16 protein-coding genes are annotated in these 16,659 nt (G+C 67.5%); 5 read left to right on the top strand and 11 right to left on the bottom strand.

What is annotated here, in order from left to right; all coding sequences use genetic code 11:
- Window positions 1–7: 7 nt before the first annotated feature.
- Window positions 8–625, bottom strand: coding sequence for a dCTP deaminase (dcd, locus tag H9634_RS02815; protein ID WP_175293600.1), 618 nt, complete (start codon window positions 623–625; stop codon window positions 8–10).
- Between the two features lie 232 nt (window positions 626–857).
- Between dcd and H9634_RS14840 the strand changes: the two genes are divergently transcribed.
- The 3 genes from H9634_RS14840 to H9634_RS02800 are packed head-to-tail and all read left to right on the top strand — an operon-like array spanning window position 858 to window position 4,651.
- On the top strand, window positions 858–2,453 hold the full coding sequence (locus tag H9634_RS14840; protein WP_191725276.1) for an LPXTG cell wall anchor domain-containing protein: 1,596 nt from the start codon (window positions 858–860) through the stop codon (window positions 2,451–2,453).
- 26 nt (window positions 2,454–2,479) lie between these two features.
- On the top strand, window positions 2,480–3,619 hold the full coding sequence (locus tag H9634_RS02805) for an ABC transporter ATP-binding protein (RefSeq protein ID WP_191725275.1): 1,140 nt from the start codon (window positions 2,480–2,482) through the stop codon (window positions 3,617–3,619).
- Window positions 3,620–3,667: 48 nt separating this feature from the next.
- Window positions 3,668–4,651 (top strand): hypothetical protein, encoded by a 984-nt coding sequence (locus tag H9634_RS02800; protein WP_191725274.1) that lies wholly within the window; start codon window positions 3,668–3,670, stop codon window positions 4,649–4,651.
- A gap of 18 nt (window positions 4,652–4,669) precedes the next feature.
- On the opposite strand, the gene H9634_RS02795 is transcribed toward H9634_RS02800, so the two are convergent.
- A complete protein-coding gene (locus H9634_RS02795) occupies window positions 4,670–6,577 on the bottom strand; it encodes an NHL domain-containing thioredoxin family protein (protein WP_191725273.1) in 1,908 nt (635 codons plus the stop codon).
- 109 nt (window positions 6,578–6,686) lie between these two features.
- Here H9634_RS02795 and H9634_RS02790 point away from each other — a divergent pair, with 109 nt between their 5' ends.
- Window positions 6,687–7,451, top strand: coding sequence for a YggS family pyridoxal phosphate-dependent enzyme (locus H9634_RS02790; protein ID WP_225210521.1), 765 nt, complete (start codon window positions 6,687–6,689; stop codon window positions 7,449–7,451).
- Window positions 7,452–7,530: 79 nt separating this feature from the next.
- On the opposite strand, the gene mmsB is transcribed toward H9634_RS02790, so the two are convergent.
- The 9 genes from mmsB to rpmB form a co-directional block, all read right to left on the bottom strand.
- Window positions 7,531–8,439, bottom strand: a complete 909-nt coding sequence (gene mmsB / locus H9634_RS02785; protein WP_175293595.1) for a 3-hydroxyisobutyrate dehydrogenase — start codon at window positions 8,437–8,439, stop codon at window positions 7,531–7,533.
- 44 nt (window positions 8,440–8,483) lie between these two features.
- Window positions 8,484–9,257 carry a 3-hydroxybutyrate dehydrogenase gene (locus tag H9634_RS02780; protein ID WP_102162439.1) on the bottom strand — a complete coding sequence of 258 codons (774 nt, stop codon included), beginning with the start codon at window positions 9,255–9,257 and terminating at the stop codon, window positions 8,484–8,486.
- A gap of 9 nt (window positions 9,258–9,266) precedes the next feature.
- Entirely contained in the window at window positions 9,267–10,649 is a 1,383-nt protein-coding gene (locus H9634_RS02775) for an MFS transporter (RefSeq protein ID WP_102162440.1), read from the bottom strand.
- A 155-nt stretch (window positions 10,650–10,804) separates the two neighbouring features.
- On the bottom strand, window positions 10,805–12,904 hold the full coding sequence (locus H9634_RS02770) for a cytochrome c oxidase assembly protein (RefSeq protein WP_318244978.1): 2,100 nt from the start codon (window positions 12,902–12,904) through the stop codon (window positions 10,805–10,807).
- A gap of 16 nt (window positions 12,905–12,920) precedes the next feature.
- Complete coding sequence (locus H9634_RS02765; RefSeq protein ID WP_191725272.1) at window positions 12,921–13,778, bottom strand: nitrilase-related carbon-nitrogen hydrolase; 858 nt, start codon at window positions 13,776–13,778, stop codon at window positions 12,921–12,923.
- Between the two features lie 119 nt (window positions 13,779–13,897).
- The gene (locus tag H9634_RS02760) at window positions 13,898–14,188 is read right to left on the bottom strand and encodes an HU family DNA-binding protein (RefSeq protein ID WP_102162442.1); all 291 of its coding nucleotides are present in this window, start codon (window positions 14,186–14,188) and stop codon (window positions 13,898–13,900) included.
- Between the two features lie 60 nt (window positions 14,189–14,248).
- A complete protein-coding gene (rpsN, locus tag H9634_RS02755; RefSeq protein ID WP_102162443.1) occupies window positions 14,249–14,554 on the bottom strand; it encodes a 30S ribosomal protein S14 in 306 nt (101 codons plus the stop codon).
- A 9-nt stretch (window positions 14,555–14,563) separates the two neighbouring features.
- Window positions 14,564–14,734 (bottom strand): 50S ribosomal protein L33, encoded by a 171-nt coding sequence (rpmG, locus tag H9634_RS02750; protein ID WP_102162444.1) that lies wholly within the window; start codon window positions 14,732–14,734, stop codon window positions 14,564–14,566.
- Window positions 14,734–14,970: a 50S ribosomal protein L28 gene (rpmB, locus tag H9634_RS02745; protein ID WP_165883958.1), complete on the bottom strand. Its 237-nt coding sequence runs from the start codon at window positions 14,968–14,970 to the stop codon at window positions 14,734–14,736. The genes rpmG and rpmB overlap by 1 nt, the downstream gene beginning before the upstream one ends.
- 473 nt (window positions 14,971–15,443) lie before the next feature.
- Here rpmB and H9634_RS02740 point away from each other — a divergent pair, with 473 nt between their 5' ends.
- Entirely contained in the window at window positions 15,444–16,604 is a 1,161-nt protein-coding gene (locus tag H9634_RS02740; protein WP_191725271.1) for a hypothetical protein, read from the top strand.
- The last annotated feature ends 55 nt before the right edge of the window (window positions 16,605–16,659 follow it).

Below are 16,659 nucleotides of genomic sequence, written 5' to 3'. Positions count from 1 at the left end.
AGCGGCGTCAGCCTGCCGGGCCGTTTCCGGTCACCGGCGCGCTGCGGATGGGCGCGCGGTGGAAGTTCATGAACGCCCGCGAGGCGGTGGGTCCGCGCTGGCCCTGGTAGCGGTTCTTGCGGGCGGCATCCGAACCGTAGGGGTGCTCGGCTGGTGAGGACAGGGCGAAGAAGCACATCTGGCCGATCTTCATGCCCGGCCACAGGGTGATCGGCAGGGTCGCCACGTTGGACAGCTCCAGGGTGACGTGCCCGGAGAAGCCGGGGTCGATGAAGCCGGCCGTCGAGTGGGTCAGCAGGCCGAGCCGGCCGAGCGAGGACTTGCCTTCGAGCCGGGCGGCGATGGTGTCGGGCAGGGAGATGAGCTCGAGCGTCGAGGCGAGGACGAATTCCCCGGGGTGCAGGACGAAGGGGCCTTCGGGGTCGACTTCGACGAAGCGGGTGAGCTCCGGCTGCTCCTGGGAGGGATCGATGACGGAGTACTTGTGGTTGTCGAAGAGCCGGAAGTAGCGGTCGAGGCACACGTCGATGCTCGCCGGCTGGATCATCTCCGGGTCGTAGGGGTCCAGACGCACGTTCCCGGCGTCGATCTCGGCGCGAATGTCACGATCAGATAGCAGAGTCACCCTGCCAATCTATCGCGATTTGGCAACGATTTCGTCACTTTCCAGCGGGCTGGTTCACAGAAAACTCACCGAGAGCTGGACAGATGCTCTACAGTGGGTTGTGACATTACGCCCGCGCCGATGGTGCCTTCCCCCTTTGTGACCAAAGGAAGCCGGGAATGCCAGGGTCATCCCTGGACGCACTTCGTCGCCTTCTGCGTGGACGTAGCCTCCACAACCGAAAGGCCGAACTGTGAAGACTTCCAAGAGTCTTGTGCTTGCCCCCGCAGTCGCCGTAGCGGTTTCCGGCATGTTTGCCGTACCAGCCGTCGCGTCCACCAGCACTGCGCCCGACAGTCCGCCCGCGCAGGGCGACACGAAGAAACCCGAAGCCACCGTCGAATCTGAGACTGTCACGCAGTCCGACATCGCCAACAAGGACAAGGGAATCAGGTTCTCCGGATCCGGGTTCGACGGTGACAAGACCGCCCGTGTGGTCGTCACCGGAACCGACGGAACCGAGTACCCGGCAGACCAGAAGCTGACTGTCAACGACAAGGGCGAAGTCAACGGATCGTACTTCTTTACCACCAGCGGTGACGCCACGGTGCCGCTCGGTGAGTACAAGCTCAAGCTGGTCGGCAACGACACGAAGACCGAATCGACCGAAGTCACCTTCACGGTCGTCTCCGATTCGGAGTCGCCCGCCCCAACACCGTCGGCAACACCGTCTGAGACTCCCTCAGAGACCACGACCCCGTCTGAGACCCCGAGCGCCACGCCGACCGAGAATCCCAAGCCGGAGATCGGTGAGGTCAAGGCCAGCGCTGCCGAGGTCGATGAGAAGGCCTTCCTGGACAAGGGCATCGAGTTCACCGGCGAGGGATTCACCGCCAACCTCAAGACCACTGTCACCGTCAAGGCGCCGGCTGAGAACGGCGAGGCGCCGCAGACTGCCGAGGCCGAGGTGACCACCGACAAGGACGGCAAGCTCGCGTTCACCGTCAAGGGCGCGCGCACCGCCGACGCCCTGGCCACACCGGCCAGCGGCGACAGCGATTCTCCGCTCGAGATCGCCGTCAAGCCCGGCACCTACACCGTCGAGGTGAAGGCCGAGGGTGCAGAGAAGGCCGCAACGACCACCTTCGATGTCACCGCTGCCGCGACCGAGGAGCCGACCCCGACAGGCACCCCGAGCCCGTCGGACAGCCCGTCTGCCACGAGCGATCCCTCGGAGTCGGCAACCCCGAGCGACACCCCGAGCGCCACGCCTTCTGAGACCCCATCGGAGACGACCGCGCCGAGCAAGTCGCCGGTGCCCACCGGCCAGCCGACGGACTCGGATGAGCAGAAGGCCGCACCGAAGCTGACGATCGATCCGCTGGAGATCGCCTCTGCCGATTTCGGCAAGGACGGCGTCAAGATCATCGGTGAGAACTTCGAGCCGGGCCAGAAGATCACCATGGTCGTCAACCACGCCCAGGGCAAGGTCAAGCAGTACACCACGGAGGTCACCGCCGATGACAACGGCGTGGCTGCGTTCCGGGTGCGTGCGGTGACCACCCCGGTGCTCGGCCAGTACAACGTCACCGTCCACCCGTCCGACGCGGCAGCTGATGGTGACGAGGCGCTGCACGGCAGCTTCACCGTCATCACCAACGGCTCGTCGGTCGGCGATGAGACGACCGGCGACACGAAGAAGGGCACCTCCGGTGGCACAGATCTGCCGCGCACCGGTGCCGAGCTGACCGGACTGGCGATGGGCGCAGGCCTGCTCGTCATCGGCGCGGCCGCTGTCGTCATCACCCGCCGCCGCACCGCCGGCGGCAACGGACCTGCCGACATCTGAGCTGAGAGTTCAGAAGGCAGGCCGCTGTGACGATGCACGACCCCGGACACCTCGCTGCCCACACAGTCGAGGTGTCCGGGCGACCGCTCGTCTCCGCTCCGCTTGATCGCGGGGGCCGTCTCGTCGTCATGGGCGACCGGGACGATGTCTCCCATGTGCTTGAGAGGGTGGCTGCGCTGCCCGGCACCGCTGTGGTGCCGGCACCTGACGGGGCACGCAGACTCAGCGTGACCGCCTACCTCCGCCGGATCACCGGTTCGGGGACACCTCAGCTGGGTGAACCCGAGCCGGTCGATCCGGATCATGCCCTGGACGCCTACGGCCTCTCCTATGACCGGCTGCGCCGCTCCCGGCTGGGCGATCTCGGCCCCGACACGCGCGTGCGCCTGCATCTGGCGGCAGCGCTCGTCAGCGGCGCGCAGTGGCCCATCCTGGACAATCCCTTCGCCGGTCTGCCCGGTGACCTTCGAGCAGGTGTGCGAGGAAGACTGCTCGGAGTGTGCGAGGAGTTCGGGCTCGGGCTCGTGCTGGCCAGCAACGACCTCCTCGACGCCGCGACCACCGGGGGAACCGCGGTCGTCGTCGAGAAGGGTCAGGTCGCCGATTCCGGTGAGCTGGCGGCCATGCTGCGCAACCCGCGCAGCAACTTGGCGGCATCGTTCGCCGGGGTCAACGTCTTCTCCGGACTGGCCCGTCGCGGCTGGCTCTCGATCGGGCACTCCCAGGTGCGTGCCCGCACCGAACTCGACGGCAAGGTCTTCGTCACCATTCCCACCGATGCGACGACGATGTCCTTCGACGAGTTCGATCCCGTCTTCACCGCCGAGACCGTCTTCGAGGCGCTCATCGTCGGCATCCGCGATCGCGGCGGGCGTCTGCAGATCGTCGTCTCCCCCTCCGACACCGAGGTGGGGCTGGCGATGACCGCTGATGTGCTCGACTTCCGCTCACTGCCGGCTGACACCCCTCACCGGGAGCCCGGTCCGGGTTCCGACGCCGAGGCGCCCACCGCCTCGGGCACGGAGTGCTCACCGCAGTGGGGTGTCCTGCACCCCGGGCTCGGTGCCACCGTCGCTGAGACGCTGGCGAACGTGCGGGTCGGCACGCGGGTGCACATCGAGGTCGATACCTCCCGCATGCACGCCTATCCTGTTGAGGTGGACTAGCCGCACCCAGGCCACCGGGCCGGCGGCGCAGAGCGGAGGGAACAGGCGATGAGGCGAATGGTCGGGCGCGCCCGCGCGCTGCTCATCGCCGGCCTGCTCATCATCGCGCTCACCGCAGCCGCGGTGCCGCTGCTCAACCTCACCGTCTACTCCCCCGCCCGGGCTGTCGACGCCTATTTCGCAGCCCTGGCCGACGGGGATGCCGCTGCCGCGCTCGGGATGCTCGCAGCCCCATCGCACAGCGAGCGCACCCCGCAGAACGCGCTGACCGATGCGGTGCTCGCCGGTGCCCCGGCCGTTCCCGAGCACGTGCGGATCACCGCCAGCGAACGCGACGGCGACACCGCCCGCGTGCGCGTGCGCTACAACCTCGGCTCGGCCACCCGCACCACCGATCTGACTCTCCAGCAGGGGCCTGCGACGTGGGGGCTGTTCGAGCGCTGGGCGATCGCCGTCGACTCCTGGCCGCAGCTGTCGCTGCAGATCAGCGGCTCAGGCACCGCCGATGTCAACGGGGTCGAGGTGCCGGCCGGTGATGGGCCGGTGCCGGTGCTGTTCCCCATGAGCTACAACATCGGCTTCAACGCCGAATACCTCACCTCCGAGGTCAAGCAGGTGGTGGTCACCAGCAGCTCCGACGACATGGGGGTGGCCCTGCAGCCGACCCCCACCCCGGCGCTGACCGCCGAGGTCGAGCGCCAGATCGAGGAGCACCTCGCTGGCTGTGTGAGGGCGACGACGCTCATGCCGACCGGCTGTACCTTCGGCTATGAGACAGAGAACGAGATCCTCGGCGAGGTGTCATGGCGGATGCTTGAGGACCCGCAGGTGAGCCTGCGCAGCTCCGGGTCGCAGCTCTCGCTCGTGCGCTCGCCTGCCGTCGCCGAGGTGTCGGGCACCTACCGTGACAGCGTCACCGGGTTCGAGTTCGACTTCCGTGAGGAGGTGCCGTTCACGCTCGGTGCCGAGGTGATCGTCACCGGTGATGAGGTGCGGGTTGAGCCCAACAGTGGAGCCGAGCTCGGCAGCTGACGGTCTGCGGCCTGGCGCTCAGCTGGTGCCGCGCAGGTCGAGGCGCAGCTCGTGCGGGCCATCAGCACTCAGCGTGACCGGGATGCCCCAGTCCTGCTGGTAGAGGTGGCAGGCCGCATGCAGCGGGATCTCCCCGTCCTCGGAGCCATCGCAGGCCGCGGCCCGGGCGGTGATGTGCAGGACACCGGAGTCGATGCCATCGGCGATCTCGATCGTCCGCTCCAAACCTTCGCTACCGCCGGCGCCAGCGGTGATGAGCTCTGGCGGAGTGGACGAGACCTGCAGCTGGGTCGGGTCGCCGAACCGGTCGTCGAGCTTCTGTCCGGCAGGCACGCTGAACCCGACGGTGAGGGTCAGCGTGCCGGTGCCGAGCTCGGTGGCCGGCCGTGAGGTCTGCTGGGCGCCCTCGTCGACATGCTGTGCCTCAGCCGGGATGGCGACCCGGGTGAGCCGGTGGGCTGCCGATTCGGCGACGAGCAGGCTCGGCTGCTCGCCGTCGCTGCCGGGCAGGACGAGGATGTCAGACGGTTCGTCGAGCCCGCGGGCCAACGTCGTGACCTCATCGGTGCGGGGCTCGTAGCGGCGGATCGCACCGTTATAGGTGTCGGCGATCGCCACCGACCCGTCGGGCAGTTCGGCGACGCCGAGCGGATGCTGCAGGCGCGCCTCGGCGGCGGCTCCGTCGCGGAACCCGAAGTCGAACAGGCCCTGCCCGAGCTTCGACTCGACCACACCGGTGGCCGGGTCAAGCAGTCGCAGTGCCGAGGTCTCGGAATCAGCCAGCCACACGCAGCCGTCCGAAGCGGCTGCCACGCCGGAGGTCTGGGCGTACCAAGCGGTTTCGGCGTCACCGTCGACGAGTCCTTCGTTCATCGTGCCCGACAGCAGCCGGATGGTGCCGGTCTGCGGGTTGAACGACCAGATCGTGTGGTTTCCGGCCATCGCGATGACGACCTCGCCGGTGGTCTCGGCGTAGTGGACGTCCCAGGGGCTGGAGAGCTTGATGGCATCGGCTGGGCCGTCGTAGCGGCCCGTGTCGCCGTGGGTGCCGGTGACGTTGTCGACAGCGCCGACCATGTACTGCTCGCCGGTACCGGCGACCGTCGAGATCTCACCGGTGTCGAGGTTGAGGCCGCGCAGCAGGTGGTTGACGGTGTCGGCGATGACGACGTGATAGCCGACCTCGGCTGCCAGCTCGGCCGGGAGTTCGGCTAAGCCGCCGGGTTCGCTCAGCTCGGCGGTCTCTGCCGGCCCGTCAGTCCGACCACGTTCCCCGGAGCCGTAGCGGCGCAGGATGGTGCTGCCGGTCGGGTCGTATTCGACGAGTGAGTGGTGCCCGGAGTCGGCGACGAGCAGGTTGCCGGCGTGTTCGCTGGTAGTGAGCCGGATGAGCTTGCCGGGGTAGAACAGGTCGGTCTCGACTGGCGCCGGCGGGACGAAGGGGTCGTCGCCGCGGCGCAGGGTGCCCTTGGCCGAATGCTCTTCGATGAGGTCTTCGATGAGGGAGGCGAGCCCGGCAGCGTGTCCCTCGCCGGACATCGAGGCGGCGAGGTGGCCTTCTGGGTCGATGAGGGCCAGGGTCGGCCAGGCCCGGGCCGAATACGCCTGCCAGGTCTCAAGGTCCGGGTCGTCGAGGACGATGTGCTCGACCTGGTAGCGCTCGACGGCCTTGTCGACGGCTTCGACGGTGCGCTCGAACTCGAACTTCGGGGAATGCACGCCGATGATGACGAGCTCGTCTGCGTACTTCTGCTCGATGGGGCGCAGCTCGTCGAGCACGTGCAGGCAGTTGATGCAGCAGAAGGTCCAGAAGTCCAGCAGCACGACCTTGCCGCGCAGGTCGGCGAGGCTGAGGTCGATGCCGCCGGTGTTGATCCAGCGGCGGCCGGTGAGTTCAGGAGCGCGCAGGCGCAGAGCGTCAGTCATACCCTCATTGTGCCACCGGGGCTCACCTGCCTGCCGTACAGCTGTCATATGTGTCAGCAGCACCCGAGGCGGCGGCCACGACAGAGAGGAGAAGTGCCATGATGGAGTCATGAACGATGCAGCCGCGATGAGCACCGAGCCCCTCTCCTCCGAACATGCTCAAAAGATCCGCGACCGTCTCGATGCGGTGGCCGGTCAGGCCGCCGAGGCGGCGCGGAGATCCGGACGCACACCTGAGGATGTGCGGATCATGCTGGCGACGAAGACGCAGCCGGTGGAGAAGATCCGGGTCGCGATCGAGCACGGTTTCACGCTCATCGGCGAGAACCGCGTACAGGAGCTGACCGGCAAGGCCGACGGCTTAGCTGATCTGGAGCACGAGACGCACCTCATCGGGCCGCTGCAGCGCAACAAAGTCAATCACACGCTGCGCGTCGACTCGTGCACGTGTGTCGAGTCGGTCGACAACCTGCCGCTGGCGGAGAAGCTACACAACCGCCTGGAGGTCCTCGACCGTTCGATCGACATCCTCGTCCAGGTCAACACTTCGCGTGAGGATTCGAAGTTCGGCACTGCTCCCGAGGCCGCGGCTGAGTTCATCGAGTCACTGGCCTCTTTCGACCGGCTACGGATCCGCGGGCTCATGACGATCGGGCTGCCCGGGGAGAGCGACGAGGTCATCCGCCCCAGCTACGCCGATCTGCGTCAGCTGCGCGACCGGCTCATCGACGACGGGACCCTGCCTGAGGGTGCGACGGAGCTGTCGATGGGCATGAGCGCTGACTTCGCCCTCGCCATCGAAGAGGGTGCGACGATCGTGCGGATCGGATCGAGCGTCTTCGGCGCGCGACCGCCTGCAAGTTCACCGACCTGACCGACACGTACCGGTTCACCGACCTGACCGGCATGTACCGGTTCACCGGCCTGACGGACACGCGCCGAAGAGCGCAGGCTCACTCCTGCGGGACGCCGGGTGCCTGCGGATCGATGTTGCGGATGATGAGCGAGCAGTCCATATCGGCGTAGCCGTCATCCATGAGCTTCTGCAGGTTCTCGAACGCCGCCTTCGCCCCCGGCAGCGTGACGCCGACATCGGCGGCCGCCGCCTGTGCCAGGCCTGCGTCCTTGTGGGCGAGCGCGGCGGAGAAGGTCGCCTCGAAGCCGTTGTTGGACGCGGCGGTCTCGACGATGCCGGGCACCGGGTACCAGGTGCGCAGCGGCCACGAGTCCCCGGAGGAGACACTGGCGACGTTCCAGAACGTCTGCGCGTCGAGGCCGAGCTTGTCGGCGAGCACCGCACCTTCGGCTGCGCCCTGCAGGCTGACGGTGAGCATCATGTTGTTGACGATCTTCGCCGCCTGCCCGTTGCCGGGCCCACCGCAGTCGAAGATGTTGCCGGCCATCGGCTCGACGAGCTCTTTCGCCCGGGCGGTGTCGGCTGGGTCGCCGCCGAGCATGAAGGTCAGTGTCGCCGCCGCGGCACCGGAGATGCCGCCGGAGACCGGGGCGTCGACGAAGGCGAAGCCGGCCTGCTGGGCCGTCTCGTGGATCTCCCGGGCCGAGGCGACGTCGATCGTCGAGGAGTCGATGAGCAGCGCGGTGGGTTCGGCGAACTCGAGCACGCCGCCGGCTCCGCAGAACACCTCCTTCGAGATCGTCCCGTTGGGCAGCATGCCGAACACGGCATCGGCACCGGCCACCGCCTCGGCGATGGTGGTGCAGGCGGTCACACCGTTGGCTTCGGCCGCACTGCGGGCACTTTCGCTCAGGTCGTATCCGCGCACGCTGTGCCCGGCTGTGATGAGGTTCTTCGTCATCGGCAGGCCCATATTGCCCAGGCCGATCCATCCAATCGTCGCCATGAGGTCTCCTTCTTCTCGTGTCGTCTCAGGTGCGGACGTGCAGGTCAGGCCGCGGACCAGCCGCCGTCGACGGAGTGTGCGGCTCCGGTGATCGCCTTGCCGCCCTCGCCGGCGAGCAGCGCGGCGATCGCGGCGACGTCCTCGGGCTGGGCGAGGTGCGGCAGCGCCGAGTGGGCGAGGAACACCTCGTCGAGGACGGCATCCTCGGAGATCCCGCGCGAGGCGGCCTGATCGGCGATCTGCTGTTCGACCAGCGGGGTCATGACATAGCCGGGATTGATCGCATTGCAGGTCACCCCGTGTCTGCCGGCCTCCAGCGCGGTCGCCTTCGTCAGGCCCATGAGGCCGTGCTTGGCTGCGACATAGGCGCTCTTGAATGCGGAGGCGCGCAGCCCGTGGACAGACGAGATGTTGATGATGCGGCCCCAGCCGCGCTCATACATTCCCGGCAGCACGGCTTTCGTCAGCACGAAGGGCGATTCGAGCATGAGCTTCTGGATGAGCTGCCATTCGGAGAGCGGGAACTCCTCGATCGGGTGGATGCGCTGGATGCCGGCGTTGTTGACGAGGATGTCGGTGTCGATCGGCTGTCCGTCGAGCGCCTGCGTATCGGACAGGTCGACGACCCAGGCCTTCCCGCCGATCTCCGCGGCAACGGACTCGGCGGCTTCGGCTGAGACGTCGGCGACGGTCACCTCGGCGCCCATCTGGGCGAACCGGGCGGCGATCGCCCTGCCGAGGCCCGAGCCGCCGCCGGTGACGAGCGCGCGGCGACCGGAGAGTTCCTGCTGAGGGTTCTGCTTCGGATCGTGTTCCATGCGCTCAGCCTACTTCCGGCCGGCCGCGCCGGCACGGGCGGCCCGCTCTGTGGCACGACGCTCGTTGTCGATCCGGTCGATCTCCGCCAGGTCCATGCCGTTGGTCTCACGGGTGAAGAACCAGGCGATGAGGCTGATGCCGGCTCCGATGGCGAGGTAGATCGAGATCGGGATGCTGGAGTCGAAGGCCCGCAGCAGGGCGGTGGCGATGATCGGGGCGAAGGAGCCGGCGACGATCGCGGTCACCTGATAGCCCAGCGACACACCCGAGTAGCGCATGCGGGTGGGGAACATCTCGGCCATGAGCGCCGGTTGGCCGGCGTACATGAAGCCGTGGAAGATGAGCCCGACGACGATCGCGATGAAGATCGGCAGCCCCTCTCCGGTGTCGAACATCGGGAACGCGAAGAAGCCCCAGGTGGCGGTGGCCAGGATGCCGAGCAGATACGGGATCTTGCGGCCGAGGATGTCGCACAGCCGGCCGATCATCGGCACGATGATCGCGTGGATGACGTGGGCGCCGAGCAGCAGTCCGAGGATCTCGCCGCGTTCGATGCCGACCTGCTGGCTGAGGTAGGTGATCGAGAAGGTCACGACGACGTAGTACATGACGTTCTCGATGAAGCGCAGGCCCATGGCGGTGAAGACGCCGCGCGGGTAGCGCTTGAAAACCTCGATGACGCCGTAGCCGGCGTCCTCTTCGTGGACCTCCTGCTGGGCCTCTTCGAAGATCGGGGCGTCGGAGACGCGAGTGCGGATGTAGTAGCCGATGAAGACGATGACGGCCGACAGCCAGAAGGCCACGCGCCAGCCCCACGAGATGAAGGCCTCATCGCTGAGCGCGGTGGAGAGGGCGAAGAGCACCGCAGTGGCCAGCAGGTTGCCCAGCGGAACGGCGGCCTGCGGCCAGGAAGCCCAGAAGCCGCGGGAGTGGTTCGGTGAATGCTCGGCGACGAGGAGGACGGCTCCGCCCCATTCGCCGCCGACGGCAAATCCCTGGGCGGCGCGCAGCAGCACGAGGATGATCGGGGCCGCGTAGCCCCACTGGTCGAACGTCGGCAGGCAGCCCATGAGGAAGGTCGAGACGCCGACGAGGATGATGGAGAGCTGCAGCAGCTTCTTGCGCCCGTACTTGTCGCCGAAGTGGCCGAACACGACCCCGCCGAGCGGGCGGAAGATGAAGCCGATCGCATACGTGGCGAACGCGGCGATGATCGCGTCGAGCGGATTGTCCGAGGCTGGGAACAGGATGACGTTGAAGACCAGGGTGGCGGCTGAGGCGTAGAGGAAGAACTCGTACCATTCGACGATCGTGCCGGCCATCGAAGCGGCGACGACGCGCTGGAGGTTGCGGCGCACGCTCGGTGTGTCCTGGGGTGGTGCTGCACTCATGATGGTGCTCCTTGCGTGAGGAGGAACGGCGCCACAGCAGCGTGGGCTGTTCGTCACTGCGGTTAAGACTCACCCAATCATGAGATCTGATTCACATTTGGTCAAGCACCATGTCGACTCCGCGCCGGCCGTGCGAGCGCCCTGGCGCGTCCGATTCAGCTGCGCGGGCCGCGCTGCAGGTTGGCGAGCATCTCGTTGTAGGCCTTGAGCTCGGCATCGCCGCTGCGGTCCTCGGAGCGGTCGCGGCGCTTGGCCTCACGGTCGGAGGAGCGCGACCACTGCACGGCGACGATGATCGCCAGGGCCAGCGTCGGGAACTCGCCGATGCCCCAGGTGATCTCACCGCCGAGCGCCTGGTCCTCCAGTGCCGGGAACCAGCCGTGGCCCATATTGCCGAACCAGTCGGGTTCGATGAGCGCCTCGGAGGAGATGATCGAGACGCCGAAGAAGGCATGGAAGGTCATCGTCACCAGCAGCATGAGCAGCCGCATCGGGTAGGGCAGCCGGTTGACGCCGGGATCGATGCCGATGAGCGACTGGGCGAAGAGGTAGCCGGCGGCCAGGAAGTGGACCATCATGAGCTCGTGGCCGAGGTGGGTCTCCAGGGCCGGGTACATGATGCCGCTGTAGTAGAAGATCACCATGGAGCCGGCGAAGTTGACCGCTGCGACGATCGGGTGGGCCCAGAACCGCAGGTAGCGGGAGTGGACTGCCCCGAGGATCCATTCGCGCGGGCCGCGGGAGCCGTCGGTGCGCGGCTTCGTCGCACGCATGAGCAGGGTGATGGGCGCACCGAGGACCATCGGCAGGGGCACGGCCATGACGAGGAGCATGTGCTGGATCATGTGCCCGGAGAACAGCACCTGGCCGTAGACCATCGGGCCACCGGAGGTGATGTAGAACAGCCCGGCCATGCCGATGACCCAGCTGATGGTCCTGCCGGTCGACCAGGTGTCGCCGCGCCGGCGCAGCTCGCGCACGGCCAGCAGGTAGCCGACGACGAAGCCGACGGTGATGACCGTCCACAGCGGGTCGACGCGCCATTCGGTGAAGTACGACAGCCAGGTCGGCTCCGGCGGCAGCGGTTCGGAGGTGAGGATCTCCGCCGGGGTCGGGGCCGGCGGCGGTTCATCGGGGATCGGCGGCTGGGAGCGGGAGAGCACGACGCCCAGCGCCATGATCGCACCGAAGATGAGCGTTTCGATGCCGAGCAGCCGCCAGAACTCGCTGCGGGCGGCAGCAGCGCTTTTGAGCCGGTTGATGACGAAGGTGCGGTGCCAGTAGCCGATGACCCCGAGGATGATGGTGAGGACGACCTTGCCGATGACGACGAGCCCGTACGGGGTCTGCCAGTCGTCGAGGGTGCGCACGCGCAGCAGCGCATTGACGAACCCGGAGTAGACCATGATGGCAAAGGCGATGAGTGCCATCGTCGAGAACCGGGAGACGAGCACGGCCAGGTCATCGCGCTTCGTCAGCAGCGGTGCGAGCACGGCCATGACGAGGATCCCGCCGAGCCAGGCGACGACGGCGAGCAGGTGCAGGCCGATGCTGTTGACCGCCTGCATATGCCCGTAGGCCTCAGCCGAGTGGCCCATGAGGGCCAGCGGCACGAGTGAGAGCACACCGAGGACGGTGATGAGCCCGATGCCCATGAACGAGCGGGTGGCGAAGACGAGCGTGGAGAGCGTCGCGGCCATGAGCACGATCGCCAGGCGCAGCTGCCCGTAGGGGATCTGGGTGATGTAGACGCCGAGCTGCTGGGAGAAGTCGCCCTCGAATGCCTGTGCGCCGACGGAGTCGATGAACGCGAAGATGAGCACGGCGACCGCGGCGACCGTCCAGACGATCGAGGCGATCTGGGCGACACCGAGCGTGCGCTCCCACAGTGGGTCCAGCGGGATATCGCGGCGGGTCTTGCGGTCCTTGTGGCGGATCCGCCCGCCGTGGTCGCGCGGGAAGACGAGCGTGGCCAGGAACAGCGCGGCCAGGGTGACCGACATCGACAGGTTGAAGAGGAACTCGGCGATCGGCAGGCCGAACCGGCCGAGCGGGCCGGAGTCATTCAGCAGCAGCGGTGCGGCCGCACCGGTGAAGTCGAGGGCGAAGGCACCGCAGACGGCGGCGATGAGGATGAAGCCGGGGATCGCGGCCAGCCGCAGCCGGCGGGCTGCGGTGACGTCGGGGCCGGCTCCGCGGGCCGGGCTGGAGCCGGAGTGCGCGCGGCCGGTTGAGGGTGCAGACGTTGATGTCACGTGTGTGCTCAGGCCTTCAGCTCAGCCGCCGGTCGGCCAGCGCTGGGAAGCTCTCGCGGCGCTGGGCGATCGCGTCGATGTCGATGTGGGCAGACAGGATGGTCGCGTCCGGCCCGGCCTCGGCGAGGACGACGCCGGCGGCGTCGACGATGACCGAGCGGCCGCCCATCTGGGTGCGGGCGTGGTAGCCGGCGGTGTTGCAGGCGATGAGGGCGGTGAAGTCCTCTGCGGCTCGGGCGCGGGCGAAGAGGCTCCAGTGGTCGACACGTGCGGCCGGCCATGCGGCAGGCACGACCACCACCTCGGTCCCGGCGTCGACGAGTGCGCGGAACATCTCCGGGAAGCGCAGGTCGTAGCAGGTCGCCAGGCCGACGGTGACCTCGCGGCCGTCGACGGTGATCGGGCAGGTGACGATGTCCTCACCGGCGTCGAGCAGCGTCGGCTCGCCTGCTCCGAACCCGAACCGGTGGATCTTGCGGTAGGCGGCGACCACATCGCCGGCGGGGTCGAGGAGGACGGAGGTGTTGTACAGGCCGCGTTGCCCCTCGGGGATCTCCCCGAGAGCCGTGATGTCTCCGCCGGCGGCGGAGAGCCGGGCCTGTGCTTCATCGGTGGCTTCGAGGATCGACCCGGCGTGGATGTAGGCGCCGGTCTCGCGGGCGATCGCCGCCAGCGCGGCGATGGTCGGGCCGGTGGCGACGGATTCGGCGCGGGTGCCCCAGGCGCGGTAGTCGAAGGCGCCAGCGGACCAGAGTTCAGGCAGCACGATGAGGTCGGTCTCGTGCTGGGAGGCGGCCAAGGCGGCGGCCCGGCGGATGCGCGCAGACTGGTCCTCACGGTCGGTGTAGGCCAGCTGAATCGCAGAAACTCGCATGCCTTCTAGGGTAGTCGCGCCGTTCGGGGCGGCCAAAGCCGGGGCGGGGTGAATGCAGAAGCGCCCGGGACCGTCGAGGTCCCGGGCGCTTCCCGAATTTCCGTATCCGGAAGAGGAGGTCACTTCTTGGGCGAACCGGCAGCTGCCTTGAGCTTCGATCCGGCCGAGAGCTTCACCGAGTAGCCAGCGGGGATCTGGATCTCTTCGCCGCTGCGCGGGTTGCGGCCCTTGCGAGCTGCACGCTCGGTGCGCTCGACGGACAGCCAGCCCGGGATGGTCAGCTTGTCGCCGTTCTTGACGACCTCGCTAAACGACTCGAACACACCGTCGAGGACGTCCGACACCTGCTTCTGGGTCAGATCGGTCTTCTCGGCAACCTCGGAAACGAGTTCACTGCGGTTCTTAGCCATAAGGTTGTCCTCCTTCAGGACATAGGTCGGTTGATTCACCGATACCGAACTTACCAGAGATTACCAGCTCGACTTGGTAACTCCGGGCAGTTCTCCGCGATGTGCCATCTCACGGAAGCGCACACGGGACAGTCCGAACTTGCGGAGGTAGCCGCGCGGACGGCCGTCGACCTGGTCGCGGTTGCGCAGGCGGATCGGCGATGCGTCGCGCGGGAGCTTCTGCAGACCCAGGCGGGCCTCCTCGCGCTGCTCGTCGGTGGAATCGGGGTGGACAAGCTGGCGCTTGAGCTCTGCGCGGCGCTCGGCGTAGCGCTCGACGATCTCGGCGCGCTGCTTGTTGCGTGCGATCTTGGACTTCTTAGCCATTGTGTGCGCTCAGCGCTCCTCTCGGAAATCTACGTGCTTGCGGACGACGGGATCGTACTTCTTCAGCACGATGCGGTCCGGGTTGTTGCGGCGGTTCTTGCGGGTGACGTAGGTGTAGCCCGTGCCGGCAGTGGACTTGAGCTTGATGATCGGACGGATGTCCTTGGTCTTTGCTGCCATCAGAGCTTCACTCCCTTCGCGATGAGATCGGTCACCACAGCGTCGATGCCGCGTGCGTCGATGACCTTCATGCCCTTGGCGGACACGGTGAGGGTCACGGTCTTGCGCAGCGAGGGCACGTAGTAGCGCTTCTTCTGAATGTTCGGGTTGAACCGGCGCTTGGTGCGGCGGTTCGAGTGGGACACATTGTGTCCGAAACCGGGAACTGCTCCGGTCACCTGGCAGGTTGCTGCCATTTCTCTCCTCCAGTTCACTTGAGCGGCGGAATCCGCTGCGCCGTGCGGGCGCGGGGGCGGGTTCGCCGAAGACATCAACACATCGTCGTCACCGGTGCTGCATTCCAGATGCACCGTCTGCGCAGGCAGACAGGTGCACACCCGTGGAACACACTGCGGTGGCGTGAATGAAACCCCGGTGAAGGGTTTGTGTACGCCGCAATCGTGCGACGTGATGTCTCACCAGCGCTGAAGCCGTTGAGGCCTGTGAGAGAGGGCCGAAGCTATCGTGCAGCGCTCAATGAGCACGATCATCAGGACAGCGGTGCTGTCTGACGAGTCAACAAGAGATCATCTTACTGATGCGCGCGCGTCGCAGGCAAATTCAGTTGAACTCGGTAGTAGCCTCTGCCAATGTATATGGACATGGACAGTGTTCGCATGTGCGAGGATGCTGCATCCGGTGCACGCAGGCGTGATTCGAAGGGCCGGCGATGACCGGGCCGGCCATCCCGCCACGCCCCGAAGGCTCACCCCAGAGCCCACCTCCGTCGCCCGCTCCCGAGGCGCCGCGCACCGACCCTGCTGAACCCACCCCCCAGCCGGCGCGCCCGCGCATCCGCCCGGCGCAGAGCGAGAAGTGGGATCGCGAACCCGAACCGAGCCCGGCTGCCAGCGCGGCAGCCTCCGGACCGGCGGCAGGCACCCCCGGCGGGGCGGCCGGCGCACATCCCGGCCTGCCGCAGGGCTACTGGTCAAGCCCGGCCGGGCAGCTGTACTACCGGGCCGCTGACGGCCAGGACTACTATCAGGCCTCGGATGGGAAGTTCTACCCGGTGGCCGCGCTGCTGGCCCAGCAGCCGGCAGGCACTGCGGCAGCGGCGGCCGCAGCCGCACACACGGCACCGCCGGCCGGGACCGGGTCCGCCGACGCAGCGGCCGGCCATCCTGCACCTGGGGCCTCAGCGGCCGATGACCGTTCGACCTATTACGAGTACATCGCCGCCCACACCGGCGAGCAGCGCATCACGCAGGGCAGGTCCCCGGCAGGCCCACCCGGCCCAGCCGGCCCGCGCAATCCCAACGGCCCACCGGCACCGCAGCGCCGCCGGAGAACCGGCATGACCGTCGTCGCAGCGATCGCTGCGACCGTGCTCGTCGCCGTCGCCGTGTTCCTCGGTCTGCCACTGCTCGGCCCGAATGAGGACCTCAAACCGTCCGAGGAGCCCAGTACCGAAGACACCGGCGGCACCGACGGCGGTGAGACGTCGGTCCCGGCTGCCGAGCAGCTCAAGGAGCTGGCGCAGAATGACCACGCGACCGTCGCCTCGAAACTCGACGGGCACTGGGTGGCGCAGCTGAGCGCCAAGCAGGTGGGCCTGACGACCGAGCAGCAGACGTGGACCGATGAGGCGATCCTGGAGGAGTTCGAGACGCTGCGCGCCCAGCACCCGGAGGCGTTGCTGCTCAACAGCTCGCAGTGGTCGAGCTTCCGGCTCAAGGACTACTGGATCACCGTTCTCAACGAGCCCTATGACGACCCGGAAGCCGCACTGGCCAAATGCCGGGAGCTCGGCATCGACCGCGACAACTGCTTCGCCAAGAAGATCTCCTCCACCGAAGGCCCCGAGGGCACGACGAAGCTGAACCCGTAAGCCTCCCTGTCCCCCCCCCGGCAGCCCTGAGCTTCTCAGTCCCCGGCACCCTGGA

The sequence above is a fragment of the Brevibacterium gallinarum genome (assembly GCF_014836885.1).
In the GTDB taxonomy this organism is placed as follows: domain Bacteria; phylum Actinomycetota; class Actinomycetes; order Actinomycetales; family Brevibacteriaceae; genus Brevibacterium; species Brevibacterium gallinarum.
This window is presented reverse-complemented; position numbering and strand designations above follow the sequence as displayed.